Source organism: Roseateles flavus (genome assembly GCF_039872765.1).
GTDB lineage: Bacteria > Pseudomonadota > Gammaproteobacteria > Burkholderiales > Burkholderiaceae_C > Roseateles_B > Roseateles_B flavus.
On sequence record NZ_JBDPZC010000005.1, the window covers coordinates 385,206 to 404,224 of the forward strand.

3 protein-coding genes are annotated in these 19,019 nt (G+C 63.2%); all 3 read right to left on the bottom strand.

Features of this window, described 5'->3' with window-relative positions; all coding sequences use genetic code 11:
* Positions 1-111: 111 nt before the first annotated feature.
* Positions 112-17,382 (bottom strand): calcium-binding protein, encoded by a 17,271-nt coding sequence (locus ABDJ40_RS13285; RefSeq protein WP_347610385.1) that lies wholly within the window; start codon positions 17,380-17,382, stop codon positions 112-114.
* A gap of 3 nt (positions 17,383-17,385) precedes the next feature.
* Complete coding sequence (locus tag ABDJ40_RS13290) at positions 17,386-18,426, bottom strand: hypothetical protein (protein ID WP_347610387.1); 1,041 nt, start codon at positions 18,424-18,426, stop codon at positions 17,386-17,388.
* Positions 18,423-19,019: glycosyltransferase (locus ABDJ40_RS13295; RefSeq protein ID WP_347610389.1), on the bottom strand; the 597-nt coding region annotated here is incomplete at its 5' end. The genes ABDJ40_RS13295 and ABDJ40_RS13290, both read right to left, overlap by 4 nt.

Here is a 19,019-nt window from a genome sequence, read left to right on the forward strand (position 1 = left end):
TCGCCCCCTCCCCCGGGCGTGACGGCCCGTGCCTTGATCAGACAAAGAAAGAGGGGGCCGAAGCCCCCTCTCGTGCTCGATCGTGCGATCGAGCGGCCACGCATTGGTGGCTTACAGTGCCGCAGCCGCCAGCTGCACCGGATGCTGCTGCCTCAGCGGCTCGCCCAGCACGCCCAGGCTGGCCGCGCCGCCGAAGCCCGCCATCGCCACCACCAGCGCCTGCACCTGGGCGTTGGTCAGTACTTCGGCATTGCTGAAGCGGAACTCCTCGACCTGGTACTGGGTGCCCAGGTACCAGTCCTGCAGGGTCAGACTGTCCGTGGTGCCGTTGATGCTGGCCACCAGGTTGTTGCCGCTGCGCGTGAACTTGAGCTCGCTCTTGGTCACGCCCAGGCTGACGACGTCCTTGACCCCGGCGGTGCTGTCGTTCTCGACGATGAGGTCGGTCCCTGCACCCTTGCCGAAGACATAGGTGTCGGCCCCGGTGCCGCCGGTCAGCGTGTCCGCCCCGGCGCCGCCGTCCAGAGTGTCGTTGCCGTCGAGGCCGACCAGTGCATTGGCGCCGGCGTTGCCGGTCAGCACATTGGCGATCGAGTTGCCGGTGGCCGTGTTGCCTGCAGTCCCCAGCAAGGTGAGGTTCTCCAGGTTGGCCGCCAGACTCCAGGAGACCGCGGACTTGACGGTGTCCGTCCCCTCCCCTGCCAATTCCGTCACCACCTCGCCGCTCACGTCCACCAGGTAGGTGTCGTCGCCGGCACCGCCCGTCATCGTGTCGAGGCCTGCGCCGCCATCCAGGATGTTGGCGCCGGCGTTGCCGGTGAGGGCATTGGCCAGGGCATTGCCCGTGCCATTGAGGTTGGACGTCCCGGTCAGCACCAGCCGCTCGACTTCCGCCGCGAGGCTGGCGATGCTCACCGAGGCCTTCAGCGTGTCGTTGCCACCGGCGGCCAGCTCCGTCACCACGTCGCCGACGTTGTCGACGATGTAGGTATCGTCTCCGGCTCCGCCGATCAGGTTGTCGGCCCCGAGCCCGCCGTCCAGGGTGTTGTTGCCCGCATTGCCGGTCAGAGTGTTGGCCAGATCGTTCCCGGTGCCGCTGGTGGAACCGGTACTCGTGAGCACCAGCTTCTCCACATTCGCCGCCAGGGTGACGCTCACCGATGCCTCCACGGTATCCGTCCCCTCGTTGGCGAGTTCGGTGATGACATCGGTCGCGGTATCCACCACGTAGACGTCATCGCCGGCACCACCGATCAGGGTGTCGATGCCCGCGCCGCCGTCGAAGCGGTTAGCGCCGCTGTTGCCGGTCAGCACGTTGTTGAGCGTGTTGCCCGTGGCGGTGTTGCCTGCGGTGCCCAGCAGCACCAGGTTCTCCACGTTGGAGCTGAGGACCCAGCTCAGGCTGGCCCGCACCGTGTCCGTGCCCTCGCCCAGCAGCTCGGTGACGACCTCGCCGAGGGTATCGACCAGGTAGGTGTCGTCGCCCGCGCCGCCGGTCATGGTGTCAAGGCCGGCACCGCCGTCGAGGATATTGGCGCCGGCATTGCCGGTCAGCGTGTTAGCCAGGGCATTGCCGGTCCCGTTGAGGTTGGCGCTGCCCGTCAGCACCAGCTTCTCGACTTCGGCCGCCAGCGCCGTGATGGTCACGGAGGACTTCACGGTGTCGGTGCCCTCAGCGGCCTTCTCGGTCACCACGTCGCCAGCTTGGTCGACGATGTAGACGTCATCGCCCGCACCGCCGATCAGGGTGTCCGCACCCGTGCCGCCGTCCAGGATGTTGGCGCCGCTGTTGCCGGTCAGGGTATTGGCCAAGTCATTGCCCGTGCCGGTCGTTGAGCCTGTGCTGGTCAGGACCAGCTTCTCCACATTGGCAGACAGGGTCTGGCTCACCGAGGACTCCACGGTGTCCGTCCCTCCGCCGACGAGCTCGGTGATGGTGTCCGTCGCGGTGTCGACCACATAGGTGTCGTCGCCTGCGCCGCCCACCAGGGTGTCGAGGCCAGCGCCGCCCTCGATGCGGTTGACACCGGCATTTCCGGTCAGCACGTTGCCCAAGCCGTTGCCGGTCAGGTTGCCGTTGCCCGTGCCGGTGAGAGTCAGGTTCTCCACGTTCATGTCGAGGTTGCGCCCGATAGACGTGAAGATGGTGTCCGTGCCCTCGGCGGTGTTTTCGGTCACCACGTCGGTGCCGGCATCGACGTAATAGACGTCGTCGCCGGCCCCGCCCAGCAGGGTATCGGCCCCAGCGCCGCCGTCCAGCGTGTCATTGCCCGCATTGCCGGTCAGCTTGTTGCTGCCCGAATTGCCGGTGATCACGTTGTTCAGCTCGTTGCCGGTGCCTGCATTGCCCGCATTGCCCAGCAGGGTGAGGTTCTCCAGATTGGTGCCCAACGTCCAGGTCAGGCTGGCCTGCACAGTGTCGGTGCCTTCGTTGAGGTTCTCAGTGATCTGGTCGCCCAGGACGTCGACCACATAGATGTCGTCGCCAGCGCCGCCGATGAGCGTGTCCGACCCGGCCCCGCCATCAAGGGTGTTGGCGCCGGCATTGCCGGTCAGCGTGTTGCCCAGGGCATTGCCCGTGCCATTGAGGTTGGCGCTGCCCGTCAGCAGCAGCCGCTCGACATTGGCGGCCAGTGTCAGGCTCAAGGAGGTCTTCACCAGGTCGTTGCCGGCACTGGTGCCTTCGCTCACCACGTCACCGGCGTTGTCGACGGTGTAGGTGTCATCGCCGGCACCGCCCGCCATCGTGTCGGCACCCGTGCCGCCGTCGAGGAGGTTGTTGCCGGCGTTGCCGTTCAGGGTGTTGGCCAACTCGTTGCCCGTGCCGTTGATGGCAGCCACGCCCATCAGCGTCAGCTTCTCCAGGTTGGCACCCAGGGTATAGCTCACCGTGCTTTCCACGGCGTCCTGGCCCTCGCCGGCGAGTTCGGTGAGGGTGTCGGTCGTACTGTCCACCACGTAGGTGTCGTTGCCGGCACCGCCCTGCAGCACGTCAACGCCTGCGCCGCCGTCCAGGCGGTTCGCACCCGCATTGCCGGTCAGCACATTGTTGAGCGCATTGCCCGTGCCGGCGAGGTCCGCCGTTCCCATCAGGCTCAGGTTCTCGACGTCGGTGTCGAGGCCGCGGCTTATCCAGGCCTGCACGGTGTCCGTGCCCTCGCCGGCGTTCTCGGTGACCACATCCGCCGCGTCATCCACGACGTAGACGTCATTCCCGAGACCGCCGATCAGGGTGTCGGCACCCGCTCCGCCATCCAGCAGATTCGCGCCCGGGTTGCCGACCACGCGGTTGCTGCCCGCATTGCCCTTGCCATTGATGGACGCCGTGCCCTGCAGTTCCAGCACCTCGACTTCATCCGGCAGCACATAGCTCACCGACGCACGCACGGTGTCGAAGCCTTCGCCGGGCTGCTCCACGACGACGTCCCCGGTGTTGTCCACCAGGAAGCGGTCATCGCCTGCGCCACCGGCCATGGTGTCGGCCCCGAGGCCGCCATCCAGCGTGTCATTGCCGGCCAGGCCGTTCATGACATCGGCCTCGGCCGTCCCGGTCAGCAGGTCGGCGTTGGCGGTGCCATTGACGCCGGTGCCCGCATAGGCCACCGGAACCAGCAGACGATCCGCCCGATCGAAGAAGGGCAGCAGCGACGCCGCGTCGGCACGCGTATGCAGGCGCCCCGTCGCGTAGTCCACCGCCATCTGTCCACCATAGGCGGTGTTGGCCGACAGCACCTGCTCGTGGGCGAGCAACTGGGCGCGGGCGTCGAAGGGCCCGTTCGCCTCGCCGCCGTTGGACCTCCATACGTCATAGGCTGCTGCGACGGCCGTCAGGTCGAACACGCGGACCACACCCTGCTCGATCAGCTGCAGGCGCGTGGGTGCGCAGCGAGCCGGCGAACGAACCAGTTGGATCAGGTCGCCCGAGCCCAGGTCAATGACGCAGCCATCGCCCTCGGGGAAGCTGAGCTGGATGTCGGAGAGGCGGATGCCTCCACCCAGCGACAGCACCCGGATCTTGGTCTCAGCATCTTGAACCGGATCGTAGGAGCCGGCATCCGAGAAGCGGTCCTGCCCGTCGCCGCGGTTGAAGGCGGCGATGACCACATCGCTGCCGATGCTCAGGTCGTCGTTGCCCTTGCCTGCGACCAGGAACAGTGGGCGTTGACTCGTGGTGCTGACGGTGTCGTCGCCAGCGCCTGCGTCGACGTAGCCATGGACGTCGCCAGAGATGGCGTCCTGCCCCTCGCCGGTCCAGGCCAGAACCACCGACTTCTCCTGACCGAAGTTGGAGGCGTAGAGGGTGTCGTCCCCTTCGCCGCCGTCGAAGACGTCATTGCCGTGGCCGGCGTCGGTGAACTCGTCATTGCCCAGGCCGCCGATCAGCAGGTCGTCCCCGGCCTCGCCCTGGAGGCTGTCATTGCCCTCCCCGCCCAGCAAGGTATCGGCACCGTCGCCGCCCTGCATGAGATCGTTGCCATCGCCGCCGGCCAGGCTGTCGTCACCTCCGCCACCGGCTGCATAGTCGTTGCCCGCCATCAGGTCCACCACGTCGGCGCCGGCGCCACCTTGCCAGTAGTCGACCCCGCTGGAGACGACCGTCATGTCCATCTTGCTGAGCAGCTGCGCCTGGGTCCATACGGTGCCATCGGCAAAGGTCAGGCTCTGCAGGCTGTTGATGGCGCCCGTCGGATTGGCGTCGTTCCAGCCGGACAGCAGGATCTCCGCACCGTCCGTCGACCGGTAGACCACCAGCAGGCCGTACATATTGGCGACACGCACGTCGGTCGCCTGCATGCCCTCGAGCTTGATGGAGGAGGCGCTGCCGGCATCGGCCCAGTTGTCCTCGATGTAGAGAGACTGCAGCGTGGTGCCATCGATCACATAGCGATCGGCCCCATCCCCGCCCACAAGCCAGTCGCGGCCACCGCCATGCAGCGTGTCCGATCCGCCAAGCCCCCACAGCACCTCGTCGTGCGCGGACCCCATCAACTCGTCGTTGCCGTTCCCGGAACGACCGAAGGCCGCACCAGAGAGCAGGTCGCCGGTGAGCACCGTGCCATCCGGCAGCGTGATGGAATTGATGGGCCGCTGCGCCAGATCGTTCCCAACCTGGAAGCCGCCGACCTTGACGCGCAGTTCGCCGTTCTGCTCGATGTTCAGCGATCCGTCCACGCTGCTCACCCACAGCTGCACGGACGTTCCCGGTGCCGCGGCCGAGAGCTTCAGCTCACCGCCGTCGCCCAGGCCCTGGGATTCGTTGACGATGGTCAGCCCATCATCAAGCCTCACCCGGTAGGTGTCATATCCGGCGCCGCCAGTCAGGGTGTCGTTCCCACCATTGCCGACGAGCGTGTCATTGCCGGCGCCGCCGGACATCTGGTTGCCATCGGCATTGCCCACCAGCGTGACGGGGTTGCTTCCGTCGATGGAGATGGTAGCCAGGCTCCCTTCCATCAGCTCGACGCGCGCCGCGGAAGAGGTGCGATAGCCCATCCCAGGGGGCAGATCCGACGCGAGCAGGATGATGCTGTCCGAGTCGGGGTCGTTGATGGTTTCGAGCCCGCTGTGGATCACGTAGGTGTCCTGACCGGCGCCGCCTTGCAGCGTGTCCTGGCCGCCCTTGCCATCCAGGCGGTCGGCGGCTGCCGTTCCTGCGATGAAGTCATCCCCGGCCGTGCCCTCAAAGCTCAGCTTGGCACGCACTGCGGCGACGTCGAGCACCAGGCCATCCGCCATTGCCAGCGTCATCTGAGAGCCGGCTGCGAAGAAGTTGGTGACCGTCAACACCTCAGAAATGCCCCGCACCGACAGGCGCAGGTCCAGGCCTGAAGCGCCCGAGGCACCGACCAGCAGGTCGGCCTCGAGCAGCCCGCCGGTCAGCTTGACGCAATCGGTCAGGTCGGAAACCGACCCGGAGATTTCGTCCGAGCCGCTGCCGCGGCCCCACAGGTACACATCCGTGCCCTCGCCACCGACAAGGAAGTCGTCGCCGGTGCCGCCGTCGAGCGTGTCGTTGCCGACGCCCCCGTAGAGACTGTCCCGCCCGTCGCCACCGACCAGGGAGTCATTGCCGGCATCACCCTGCAGCGAGTCATTGCCCCCGTTGCCGATCAAGGTGTCGTTACCGGCTCCACCGAACAGGCTGTCGGCACCGCCGCCACCGGTGATCTGGTTGTCCAGCTCGTTGCCGTTGATGTTGTGCGCAGCGCCCACCTCCCAGCGGTAGTTCTCGATGTTGGCGCCAAGGGAGATCACGTAGTTCACCGAGGACAGGTCCTGGTTGATGATCGTGTCCACCCCCTCGTTGGCCTGCTCCGAGACCAGCGCATTCTTGGCCGTGTCCTTGATGAGATAGGTGTCATCGCCTGCCTCGCCTCTCAGCTCGTCGAGACCACCCGATCCACCGTCCAGCGTGTCGTTGCCGGCCCCGCCGTAGATCTTGTTGTCGTCGGCGTTGCCCGTGATGCGATTGCCCAGCTCGTTGCCATAGATCAGCCAGGCCACGGGGTTCGCAACCAGACCCTCGACATTGGCCAAGCCACGCAGGTCGTTGCGCCCGACCAGGGTGTCGAAGCCGCCATCGACGCCCTCAACAATGAGCGCCTGGTCTTCGGGGTTGAGGTAGGTGTCATCGCCATCGCCACCGACCAGCGAATCCGCGCCCCGCCCACCGTCCAGCGTGTCGTTGCCGGCACCGCCGAACAGGGTGTCCGCGTAGTCGCTGCCCTTGAGCGAGTCATTGCCGGCCAGGCCTTCGAGCAGGCCGCCGTCCGTTCCGGTGCTGAGCGTGTCGTTGCCGGCACTGCCCACCTTCCAGCGGGCCAGGCTCGCGAACTGGGCGGGCGTCCAGGTATTCCCGTCGGCCGTGAAGCGGATGGTCGTGAGCGGCAGGTTCGCGTTGGACCAATCTTCCCGGGCAAAGTAGTTCTCGATGACCACCTGGTCAGTGCTGCCCTTGATGGACAGCACCAGGCTGTTGCCTCTCGGTTCGGCGTAGGAGGGGGTCCGTGAATCGGCCCGCGTGAAGACAATATCGGCAGGCCTGATGCCGGGACCGAACTCCAGCGTGTTGGCCTCCGCCACCAGCGCCAGTTCCTGGATCACGTCGACGCCATCGCCGCGCGAGAAGCGGTAGACATCGCTGCCGGCGCCACCCGCCAGCAGGTCGTTGCCGGTGCCGCCAGAGATCGTGTCCGTTCCGGCATCGCCATAGAGTCGATCATTGCCGGCATCGCCGCTGATCTGGTCGTCCCCGCCATAGGCATGGATCTCGTTGACGCCGGCATCGCCCAGCAGCACATCGTTGCCCTCGGTGCCCTCGACGTCATGGGGCAAGCCCAGCTTGATCAGCACTGCATTGGGCTTCCAGGCAGTACCGTCGGCAAAGCGGATCGAATCGAGGGCGTTGCCACGGTAGTTCGCGTCGGCCTCCGTGACCTTGAAGTAGGACTTGACCAGCACGCTGCCACCGCCCGCGACGCGCAGCAGCAGGTCGGCATTGTTCGTGCCCGTCTGCTCCAGCGTCACGTCGGCTGCATTGATGCCGGGACCGAACTCCAGCGCGTCCTTTCCATTGCCGCCGACGAAAGTCGTGCAGTCGATGGTGTCGTTCCCGTCCCCCCTTGCATAGCGGTAGGTGGCGCCTTGGCCGCCCCCCTGCAGGAGGTCGTTGTCCAGGCCGCCGACGAAGACCGTGCGGCCCGCACGGGCCGTCAACACGTCGTCACCCGCACCGCCCTCGAGCGAGTCATTGCCGTTGAAGGCGGTCAGCTGGTCGTTGCCTTCGCCACCCAACAGGGTGTCGCTGTCGGAGGCGTAGGCATCGGGGCTGGCCGGATTGCCCCAGTCGTTGGTGCGGTAGGCGTTGTCGAACAACTTGTCATCGCCGCCCCCGCCGTCGATCCGATTGACGGCGTCATTGCCAACGATGACGTTAGCGAGACTGTTGCCCGTTCCATTCGCTGGACTGATCCCCTTCAGGAACAGGTTCTCGATGTTCGCCGACAAGGTGTACCGGGCGGCCGTGGACACCACCAGATCCCCTGTGCCAAACACGATCTCTGCGTCCCGGAAAAGTCGGACGGCAGTGTTGACATCGCCCTTCTCGTTGGCGTAGCCATCGACGACGACATCATCTTCGCGATCCACGGCAAACACATCCGAGCAGCTGCCCCCGACCAAGGTGTCTCGCCCCTGGAGTCCGTCCAGATAGTTGGCCGCAGCGCGGTCACCACTGATGTAGTTGTCGAGGACGTTGCCTGTGCCATAGCGAGGAATGTCCTCCTTGAAGCCGTTGCTCCAGGTCGTCGATGACGCGCCCATGATCAGGCGCTCGACGTTGGCCGGAAGGGTGACGTCGCACCAGCTCCATCCCCAGTCCCCATCGAGCTGGAGCAGCGTGTCCATGCCCTCATCGGCAAGCTCCGTGATGACGAGCCCCTTGGTGCCTTGCTCGATGTAGTAGGTATCGTCTCCCAGTCCGCCGAACACCTGGTCATTGCCCTTGCTACCGCGGAATACGTTGTTGCCGACATTGCCGCGGAGCACGTTGTCTCCGTCATTGCCCTGGATGACCAGGTTCAGCAGGCCCGTCGCCGTGAAGTTCTCGACGTTGTTGGGCAGCGTGTAGGTCACCGAGCTGCGCACCTCGTCGATGCCGGCGTTGGCCGCCTCGGTGATGGTGTCGCTGGCGTTGTCGACCACGAACACATCGTCGCCAGCCGTGCCCGTCAGCGAATTGACGGTGCCACTGATGGCCAGGGATTCGATCTTGGCCAGGTCCCAGCTCACGCCATTGCTGAACACCATGCTCTCCACGGGTCGGTTCGCGACGCCGTAGAAGCCCTTGATGCGGGCCTGCGTGCTGCTGCCGTCGATCACGGCAACAAGGTCGTTGCCGTCGCGGACAAGCTGGACGTCAGTGGGAAGCACGCCTACGCCGAACTTCAGGACGTCCGATCCGCCTTGCGTGTCCTCGATCGAGTCATAGCCGTCGCCGCGGCCGAACACATAGGTGTCGTTGCCGAGTCCGCCAACGTTCTTGTCGTTGCCGGCTCCGCCAACCAGCAGGTTGGACCCGTCGCCGACACTGATGCCCTCACCCGTGCCGTAAAGCTCGTCATCGCCCTCGCCGCCTTCCAGCGTGTCGCTGCCGCGCATGCCGTAGAGCGAGTCGTTGCCGGTGCCACCGCGGATCAGGTCGTCGCCATCCTGGCCGTACAGGAGGTCATAGCCGCCGCCACCGTCCATGGTGTCACCCAGGTCAGAGCCCTTGAGCCTGTCGCTGTTCGGTGTTCCGGTGAGTGACAGGCGGATCAGCTGGTCGGTCGTCAGCTCGGTGCCGTCGGCAAATTTGATGCTATCCAGCACCATGGTGGAGGTGCTGCCGTTTTTCCACGGACCGGCGATGGTCGCCACATCCTTGGGATTGGCCTTCGACGTGATGATCAGCGACGAGCCGTTCTGGGTAATGAGCACATCATCGAGCTTGAAGTCCGGCATCTGGATCACGTCCACGGCGGTCGGGTCGTCCTCGTTGACCGTGAGGTAGATCCGGCCCATGCCGGCGCGCAGGATGAAGGTGTCGCTGCCCTGGTCACCGTAGAAGGTCGCGTTCCCGGTCGACAGGCCGCCGATGCCGGAGTCCAGCGTGTCGTTGCCCTGGCCGCCGGAGAGGCGATCGTCGTCGCCGCGAGAAATGAGCAGGTCGTCACCATCCCCGCCATTCAGCTGATCCAGGCCATCCCCGCCCTCCAGGCGGTCGTTGCCGGCCCCCCCGATGAGCGTGTCCTTGCCAGCCCCGCCGAGCAGCGAGTCATTACCCTGGTCGCCGAGCAGCTTGTCATTGCCATCGCCGCCTTCCAGGGTGTCATCGCCACCCAGGCCGCGAAGTACGTCGTCACCGCCAAGGCCGCGGACCAGGTCCGCGCCCGCGCCTCCGCGCACTGCCTCGCTGCCGTCGGTACCCACCGGCTTCTTCACCAGCTCCAGCAGTTGCGCCTCGGTGCAGACGGTACCGTCCGCGAAGGCGAACTCTTCGATGAAACCGGTATCGGTGAAGAAGTCGCGCACCAGCAGGCGGTCCGTCGAATCGCGCAGCTGCACCAGCAGCGCGGTCGAGTTCAGGCCATCGGTGTTCTTGAAGTCCGGGTTGTCTGAAGGCAGGTCGGCCACAGCCGTGAGGACCAGGTCCGACAGGGCGATGCCCGGTCCGAACTGCAGGCGATCGGCGTTGCCGCCATCGAGATAGTCCGGGCTGTCGAACAGCACGTCCTGGCCGTCGCCGCGCCTGAACACGTAGGTGTCTGCGCCTCCGTTCCCCATCACGAAGTCATTGCCGGCACCGCCGATGAGGGTGTCATTGCCGTCGTTGCCGCTCAGGTCATCATTGCCGTCGGCGCCACTGATGCGCTCATTGCCGCTGGTGCCCTTCAGCGTGTCATTGCCCGCCGTGCCATTGAGCAGGATAGGCAGGCGTCGGCTCACGGCCGTCTTGTCCAGCACGGTTCCCGAGCCGAACTGGATGGTCTCCACCGTCCGCGCGCTGCCTGAAGAGAAGTAGCCGACCACCCGCAGGCGGTCGTCCGTCCCCTCGATGCTGATGAGCAGGTCGCCGCCCACGTTCTGGAAGGCGACGTCGCGCTCGGACACCCCCACCAGGCGGATGCGGTCCTGGTCGGCCTCCGTCAGCGATTCGAAGATCGTGTCCTGGCCGCTGCCGCGCCCGAAGAGGTAGAGGTCGTTGCCGCCTCCGTTGTCGGTACTGTTGCCGCCATAGAGCAGGTCATTGCCTGCGCCCCCCTCCAGGGTGTCATTGCCTGCCCCGCCGATCAGCGTGTCATCGCCCAGCTGACCGGACAGCGAATCGTTGCCCGCCGCCCCCTCGATGCGGTCGGCCAGGGCCGAGCCCGTCAGCGTGTCGTCACCGGCCGTGCCGATGAAGTTGGTGGTCAGTCGCGTGCTGACGGCTGCCTTGTCCAGGACCAGGCCTCCCTCGAACTCGAGGCTCTCCACCGTGCGCGCCTCGGCCGAGGCGAAATAGCCGGCGATCGTGAGTTGCTCGTCCGAGCCCTTGACCTGGATGACGAGGTCGCTGCCGCGCGAGCTGAAGTCGACGTCGGCCTCGGTCAGGCCCACGAAGCGCACGCGATCCTGGTCGGCATCAGTCAGCGATTCGAAGAGGGTGTCCTGGCCGCTTCCGCGCCCGAACAGGTAGGTGTCGTTGCCACCACCGGCCTCGGTCGCGCTGCCGCCATACAGCTGGTCATTCCCGGCGCCGCCATCCAGGGTGTCGTCACCGCCCCCCCCCTGCAGCGAGTCGTCGCCTGCAGCGCCCTTGAGCGTGTCCTTACCTGCGCCGCCGACGATGAGGTTGCGCCCGGCATTGCCGGTGAGCAGGTTGTCGAGCGCGTTGCCGGTCAGATTGCGGTTGGCCGAGCCCAGCAGCTGGCCGTTCACATCGCCCTCTGCCAGCGTCACGTCGCCCACCAGCATCTGCCGCAGGACATCGCCGGAGAGGGTCCCTTCGTCCATCGCCACGCTGGCGATCTCGTTGATGGACACCGTGATGGCGTCACCCAGCGCGCCGTAGCGCAGCTGCCCGTCGACGTAGTCCAGGCTGGCCAGGCTCACGCCCTTGTCGAAAACCAGCTTGCTGTCTGCGCCGCTGTCCACCACGGTGTCGGCACCGTCGCCCAGGGCGAAGAAGTAGGTGTCGGCACCTGCGCCGCCTTCCAGCGTGTCGCTGCCTTTCAGGCCGCTCAGGGTGTCGGTGCCGGCGCCGCCACGCAGGCTGTTGGCACCGTCGGAGCCACTCAGCGTGTCGTTGCCGGAGCCGCCCACGGCGTGCTCGATCTGCGTCGTGAGCCCGATGAAGGACTGGCCGTCCGCGAGGATGCTCGTACTCTTGGCACCTCGGTAGTTCCAGCTGCCCGGCGCCAGCTGGATCGTCACGTCCTGCGTTTCGGCACTGGCGTCCACAGTGTCCACCCCGCCGCTGTCGGCGATGAAACGATCCGAGAGGCCATAGCGGTTGTCTCCCGCATTTCGGCTGCCCGCCACGCCATAGAGCGACTGCAGTGCCGCAACGTCAAAGGCCGCCAGTTCCGTAGGCATGCGCGTGCCACCGGTGTAGGACATCAGGGTGTTGTCCCAGTTGTCCTCGCGCGCCGGCAGCGTCGGGCCCTCGAAGGGGTGCTTCAGCCCCAGGGCGTGGCCCACCTCGTGAAGGATGATGGGGAAGCCGGCCGAGCCCTTGGAGAGGGAGCCGCGGGTGACCAGCTGGCCGAACTCGTCCAGCAGTTGCTCGCTGTAGAGCGTGCTGTTGAAGTGGATGGCGCCCGTGGAGGGCTCCGCATAGCCGCTGTAGGCGGACTTCTCAGCCGAGGCGAGATCGTCCAGGTAGAAGGTCAGGTCCGAGGCCGTGCCGCTGGCCACCTCCGTGAATGACAGATTCAGCACATCGCTGTAGCAGGCCAGTGCTTCGCGCACGGCCTGCTGCTGCTCGGCGGTGAACAAGGCCGCGCCCGTGGCGCCCGGAGTAGGCACGTTGGAGAAGGAGAAGCTCAGCGTGTGCTTGCCCGCCGCCTGGGTCTCTTCCCGACTCAGCAGCGAATTGATGAAGTAGAGCGGTGCCAGGTTCGCGTACGGGTCCTCCGTGGCAGGCGGCTCCTCCGGGGGCGGTGCCATGGCCAGGATGTCCTCCGTGGTCCAGACGGTGCCGTCCTCGAAGACGATGGATTCGATCGGGCGCTGGGCCTCCCCGCGGTCGCTGTCATCAGCGCTCACGCCTTCGAAGCCGAGGCCGAAGGCCTTGGAGACGTAGTAGCCCTTCACCAGGATCGAATCAGTGCTTCCATAGGTGACGAGCAGGTCCTTGCCCGAGCTTTGAAGCTTGACCCTACCCTCGTCTGCCGAGAACTTGAAAAGAAGCATGTTGCGTGCACCGCCGGCACCGTCATCAGTGATGACGTCCTTACCGTCTCCGATATTGAAGACGTAGCGGTCGCTGCCCCCACCCCCCACGAGTTGGTCGTTGCCTGCTCCGCCCTCGAGGATGTCTGCACCGTCTGCAGAGCCGCCAGCATCTCCTTGCAGCACGTCATCACCGAGGTCACCTCGCAGTTGGTCGCTGCCAGCGCCGCCGACGAGAAGGTCCTTGTCGTCTCCGCCATCGAGCCGATCGTCGTCCGCCCCGCCCTCCAACTTGTCCTCTCCGCTTCCGCCCTGCAGCAGGTCGCCACCGTCTCCACCCAGCAGAACGTCCTTGCCAAGGCCGCCATCGAGGTGATCACCACCGGCATTGCCCCACAGTGTGTCGTCGCCCTGATCTCCGAAGGCTCGGTCATCGCCCTCGCCACCAAAGACGAGGTCGTTCTCGGTGCCTCCGTAGAGCAGGTCGTCGCCATGGTCACCCCACAGCGTGTCCTTGCCGGCGCCCCCATCCAGGAAGTCGCCCCCCATGGCATTGCGATTCAATGCCTTCGGATAGTCCTTCGTTTCCAGCTGGTAGGGGGCGTCCCCCACCAGTTGGTCGTCGCCAGTGCCGCCATAGATCACATCAGCGCCAAGCCCTCCGATCAGTTGGTCCGCGTCGATGCCCCCATCCAGCAGGTCCCGGCCGTCGCCGCCGGACAGCGAGTCCTTGCCGTCCCCGCCAGCCAGTTCATCGTTGCCGTCATAGCCGACCAGCAGGTCGTTGCCGGTGTCACCCTGCAGCTTGTCGTTGTCGTTGGCGCCATAGATGACGTCATCACCTGCTCCCCCCCAGACCTGGGCTCCAGCGGCGTTTGTACCTGCGGGCAGGATCCACTTTCCGTTGCTGAGCGAGAGCTTGAACTCCTTGGGCTGCCCAAGCTGGGCTGGATCGGGCTTCAGACTTTGCTTTAGCTCGATATCGCGCCACACCCACATCTTGTAGCCAAGGGTCATCGTCACGTCGACGGAGGGCTCCAGGCTTGGCACCGTGGCACCGACTGAAGTCATCCACCACAGATAGGACGGTGGCGATGATTCCTTGCCCAACTGCGCCTTGAAGCTGATGTCGAAATTGGCCAGCTCCGGGTGAGGAATCGTGTACTGCGTGCGGTTTGGATTCGTCGGATTCTCGTTGTCGCTGACGTAGTAGTAGAACTGCGTCGACGTATCGACGTCTCCCGTCCACAGCCATTCGCCAATGGCCGCGCCCTCGTTGTAGAAGATCTTCGCCGGGTCCGTATCCTGGTAATCCACCCGGTCCCGGTACATGTCGAACTTGTAGCCCACACGGACCAGATCACCGCCTGCACCACCGTAGACAACGTCCTTGCCTTTGCCAGTCAGGATCAAGTCGGCATCGTCGCCGCCATCAATCCAGTCATCACCATCGCGACCATCCAGGAGGTCATGTCCACTGCCTCCCAACAGGAGGCTGTTCTCGTCGGTGCCGCGCAGGATGTCATTGCCAGCGCCGCCGTCCATGGCGTCGCCGTCCTCACCTCTCATGAAATCGACGTTATTGTTTTCGGGCCGGGCGGTTTGCGTGCGGGGCGTCGTAGCAGGTTTGGCCGGTGCGGCAGGCGCACCCGTCAGCGTCAAGCCATGATCACCCGGCGCCCAGTTCCGCAGGTAGAGCGTGCTCTTGGCATCGAGAGGATTGCTGATGGCCAGCGTGACCCGACCGCCGGATTCAAGCTTGCGGATCTCCAGCCCGTTGCCGGCCACCCAGGCCCTCTTTTCAGCGTTGTAAGCAGCCGTCGTCAGCGGGGTCGCGCCAAATTGCAGCACATTGGACCCCTGCCAGTCCTCGATGGTATCGGTCCCGAAATTGGCAAGGTCAAACTTGTAGGTGTCATCGCCGCTGCCGCCACGAAGCAGGTCGGCACCGCCGCCGCCGGTGATGATGTCGGCGCCGCCGCCGGCCTCGATCAGATCAGCGCCGTCTGGAAGGCCACCTCCTTCGCCGTCCGCATTGCCATCGCCGTCGATGATGTCCATGTCATCACCGCCGGCGATGGAGTCATTCCCTTTGCCACCCGATAGTATGTTGTTCGCTTCCTTGCTGCCCAGCAGCTGGTCGTTGCCGATGCCGCCGTCCAGGATACTGGCGCCGGTACCGCCCTTGACCTCCAGATAGTCGCTCCCGGAGCCGCCGCGCAAAGAGTTTTGCTCGGCGTCCCCAACGTCGAACAAGAAGTCGTTGTCGGCGCCACCGCGCAGGATGTCGCTACCGGCTCCGCCAAACAGCGCGTCGTCGCCCGCGTCGCCGTCAAGCTCATCCTTACCTTTGCCGCCATGCAACAAGTCGGCGTTGTCGCCGCCGAAGAGTTTGTCGCCGCCGCCGCCGCCGCGAAGCGTGTCAAGCCCCTTACCTCCGACGAGACTATCGTCACCATCACCTCCTTCCAGATAGTCAGCAAACTGCCCGCCCGTCAGAGTGTCGTTACCGTCTTGCCCATACAACTCGGACTTCGATATTTCACTTGCTGTAATTACGTTGGCCTTGTCGTCACCAAAGCGAATTTCTGAACCATTGCCACCAGAAATAGTGACTGTCCGTTTAATTTTGGCGTCAGCTAGCAGCCCTGCACTCACACCAGGGACCTCTGCCAACAAAGCATCCTTGTTCAGCGCATTAGCACGAAGGAGCGCGAAAAGCAGTTGCTGACGAGCCTCCAGCCACTGATTGCTGAATGTTTGCTCCGAAGGAGAGAGGTTTTGATCCGCCTTCCACTTCGTATATATATCCTTCCAACCAGAATTCAATGCAGACTCTAGCGCGACGTTAGCCGCCCCATCAACTGCTTTGATTTGATAGGGACTGAGCGTATACAACGTCAAAAATGCTGAGAAATCCGTTCTCTCCAACTCAATAAATTCAACCCATGCCTTCTTACTATCAGGAACTGACTGTGGGTCTACAAATTTAACCTTCTTCTCCAACGTTGCAAATTTTTCCAACGAGGCCAGTTCATTGATATTTTTGTAATATTCCGCACGAGCCTCAGGATCACTAAACCCCTGGGAAACAGGCTTACCACCAGGCACCACTTTAGTGCTCACAATGGAGTCACCCTGCAGAAGCCTTCTTAGTGCATCCAGCAAGTTCTCAAGAACATCAAACTCATAGTCAGCGCCAGCAAGGTTGTCCGTACGCTTATTCGATGCCCATTTTCCAAATTTCTCGTAGGATTCAAGGCTGAGCGTCGGATCCAGCTTCTGGAGAGCCCGAATCAGCGCTAACGAGTCTCCAACTAGCGTTATGGAATGACCATTGGTGTAGTCCCCATCAGATCCGAGGCCACCTTCCAAAAGTGGCTGGGATTCAACTGGAATCCCGATTGTGGCCGGATGGTACCCAGACGTGGCTGTCATATTCATATTTCCAGCCAACTCCTTACCGTAAAGACCCTTTACGACACTGCTTTCGTAGCCAGGACTAGCACCTAGGCTTGGATAGAAAACACCGCCAGCCACCCATTTCGTATCAAACTTCTTCTTTGCCGCCGCCTGCGCCCATGCGTGCCGAGCGTCTTCATATATGTTTACCTCCGGAAGCTTTGCACCTGCGCTGGCCGCAGCCTTAGCATTCTTGTACTGCGTAGCCAGCATCTTATTATCAGGATCATCAATATCAAGATCTGGCAACCATGTTGGCGACGCAAGCTGTGATCGATAATAGTTTGACATTTCCGTCAGACCAGATCCAGCGGACTTCCCTCCCAACCCTGCGCCGTTAAATGTCGTGCCATCCACCAATGTAAAGCCACCTTGCCCAGCACCATATAGCTGCTCAAATGCAAGAGCAAGGTGCCCACCCAAGCTAAATCCAGTCACGTGAACTTTGGCACCACTGGGAAGAATATTATTCTCACGAAGCCACTGAACATAATAACGCATAGCGTCTATCTGTGCCCAAGCATACCCTCCACCAGTAGTAATTCCAAAGAAATCAGCACCTACCCCATCGCGCGACTTGTCCCCGCCAGACTCCCATCCGGAAATCTCTGTTGAGCGGATTGAAAAAACATACTCACCCGGCTTATCTTTCACCGCCATCAGCGTCGCTGAAAACCCGGTATTGGAAGGCACAATCGTGCCATTGGCCAGCTTCAGCGGCGCCGTGAACGAATTACCGATGGCCGTCGGGTTATCTGCCCACTGATCGATGAGTTGGTAGGTGGAGAGGAACTCTGCGATCTGCTGATCCGTCAATTGGGTATGGCCGTTGCTACCAAGACCAGAGTCTTTTCTATTCGCCCCAAGCCTCAACGCGTTATCGAGATCCACCCCCCCCAAGAGAACCACATTGCCAGCGGCGTCCTTGACTTTTAAATATGACTCTGCAGCCACCTGCGCCAGGTATCGCAGATAGTAGTATTTTGCATCAAATTTTGCGTCAGACATTTTTCATTCCTCCTTAAAGTTTTTTGGGTATGGATCCACAAACAAGCTGGCACTTGCAGGGTTCACGGATCTTATTGAAATCACCGCAATCCCATGACTCCACTCCTGGTAGTTGGGACCTCTTTTGATTCTTTCACATACATCCGGAGCGCCAAAAGTCGGCTTTCCGCCAAATGGTTGCATTCTTGCGAATTGCCGGCGAAGCGCAATGACTTCCCCCGTCTCCAAGTCGTACGCCATCTGCTCGTAACCAGATATCCTGTTCTCGCGATCTTGCAATCGCCTCAAACCACGCCAAGTAATTCCGTACCGAGCCGTTGGCCTGTCAATCCCCTTAGCCTGCATTGGCACCTCTGGAATCCTCGCCGGATTGATCACCTCCTCATGATAACCCCACAAATGCAAATAGGGCGCATCAAACTTCTTCTGCCAAATTCTACCCACATTGGGAATCTCAACGAATCGATAGTGCGATTTATTATCATCACCTGCCCAACCAACATATGAACCGGGGCCATCTTTAAATACCACACGCCTATTTTCAGCATCTTCCGACACATCTTTACGAACGTTCCAGCTATTTTCCAATAGGGGGGCCTCATAATCCCACACCTTGTATAGACCATCATTCGGCATATATTCAGCCGTCCTTGCTATATAAATCCCGTCCTGCGGCTCCGTCACCTTGAACACCCATTCCCCTGCCTCATAAGTGCAAAGGTGTTCCAGATACTGATCCCCCACACTCTTGCCCTGCGGCAGCCAGGCCTTCCAACGCGCCGCTTCAAAGTCGAAGGGCACCATCAACTGCCCCAGGTTCTGCGGCAGCACCAGGTCATGCGCTTTCCGGGCTTCCTCATCGGCCAGCCATTGCTTGGGCACGGGGAGCGGCTGCCCTTTGACGGGCACGAACTCCGTCCACGGCGACGGTTCCTTTACCGGGCGCTCATACAGTCGCCGCTCATACAAAGAGTGCACTTTGCAGCTGCCCACCAGCAGCACCACGGCAGCCAGCAGGAGCTTGGTCTTCAGGGAAATCGTCATGGTCTAACACTTTCCATACATGCCATTACCTGCCTCGGAGTTTCCACCATCGAGGCCGCCGCAGAGGCCTGCCTTGGGTGCTGCACAGCCCCAAGGGCCGGATCGATCACTTGGCCCAACTGATGCAAGCCCTCCGCCGTCCCATAGCGATGGCGAACGTCGCGGCGCATCGACTGGAGGAGCTCCCGCTCCTGCGAGTGCCCGGACCAGGACGTTGAGGCCTGAGACAGCGCAGTACCCAAGGCCCCCGCATTCAACGGCCTGCACATAGACATCCCCTCCTCCATCACCTCCCTCACCGGCCCCACATCACTCGCCACCATCCGGCACCCCGTCGCCATCGCCTCCAAACACGACCAGCTCAGCACAAACGGATAGGTCAAATACACATGCGCTGACGACACCTGCAGCACCCGCTTGTAGTCCGCATAGGGCAGCTTGCCCATGAAATGCGTGCGCGTGGGGTCGAACTGGCTCCCCACCTCGGCCAGCATCTTTTCCCGCCAGTTCTTCGCGTCCTTGGGCCTCGCCCCATAGCTGACATCGTCACCCCCCACGATCACCACATGCGCGTTCCTGTGCTCCCGCTGCAC

What these genes read in the sequence shown, in the direction of transcription:
- ABDJ40_RS13285 (WP_347610385.1), bottom strand. Translation starts at nt 17,382, where the DNA reads ATGTCTGACGCAAAATTTGATGCAAAATACTACTATCTGCGATACCTG.
- ABDJ40_RS13290 (WP_347610387.1), bottom strand. Translation starts at nt 18,426, where the DNA reads ATGACGATTTCCCTGAAGACCAAGCTCCTGCTGGCTGCCGTGGTGCTG.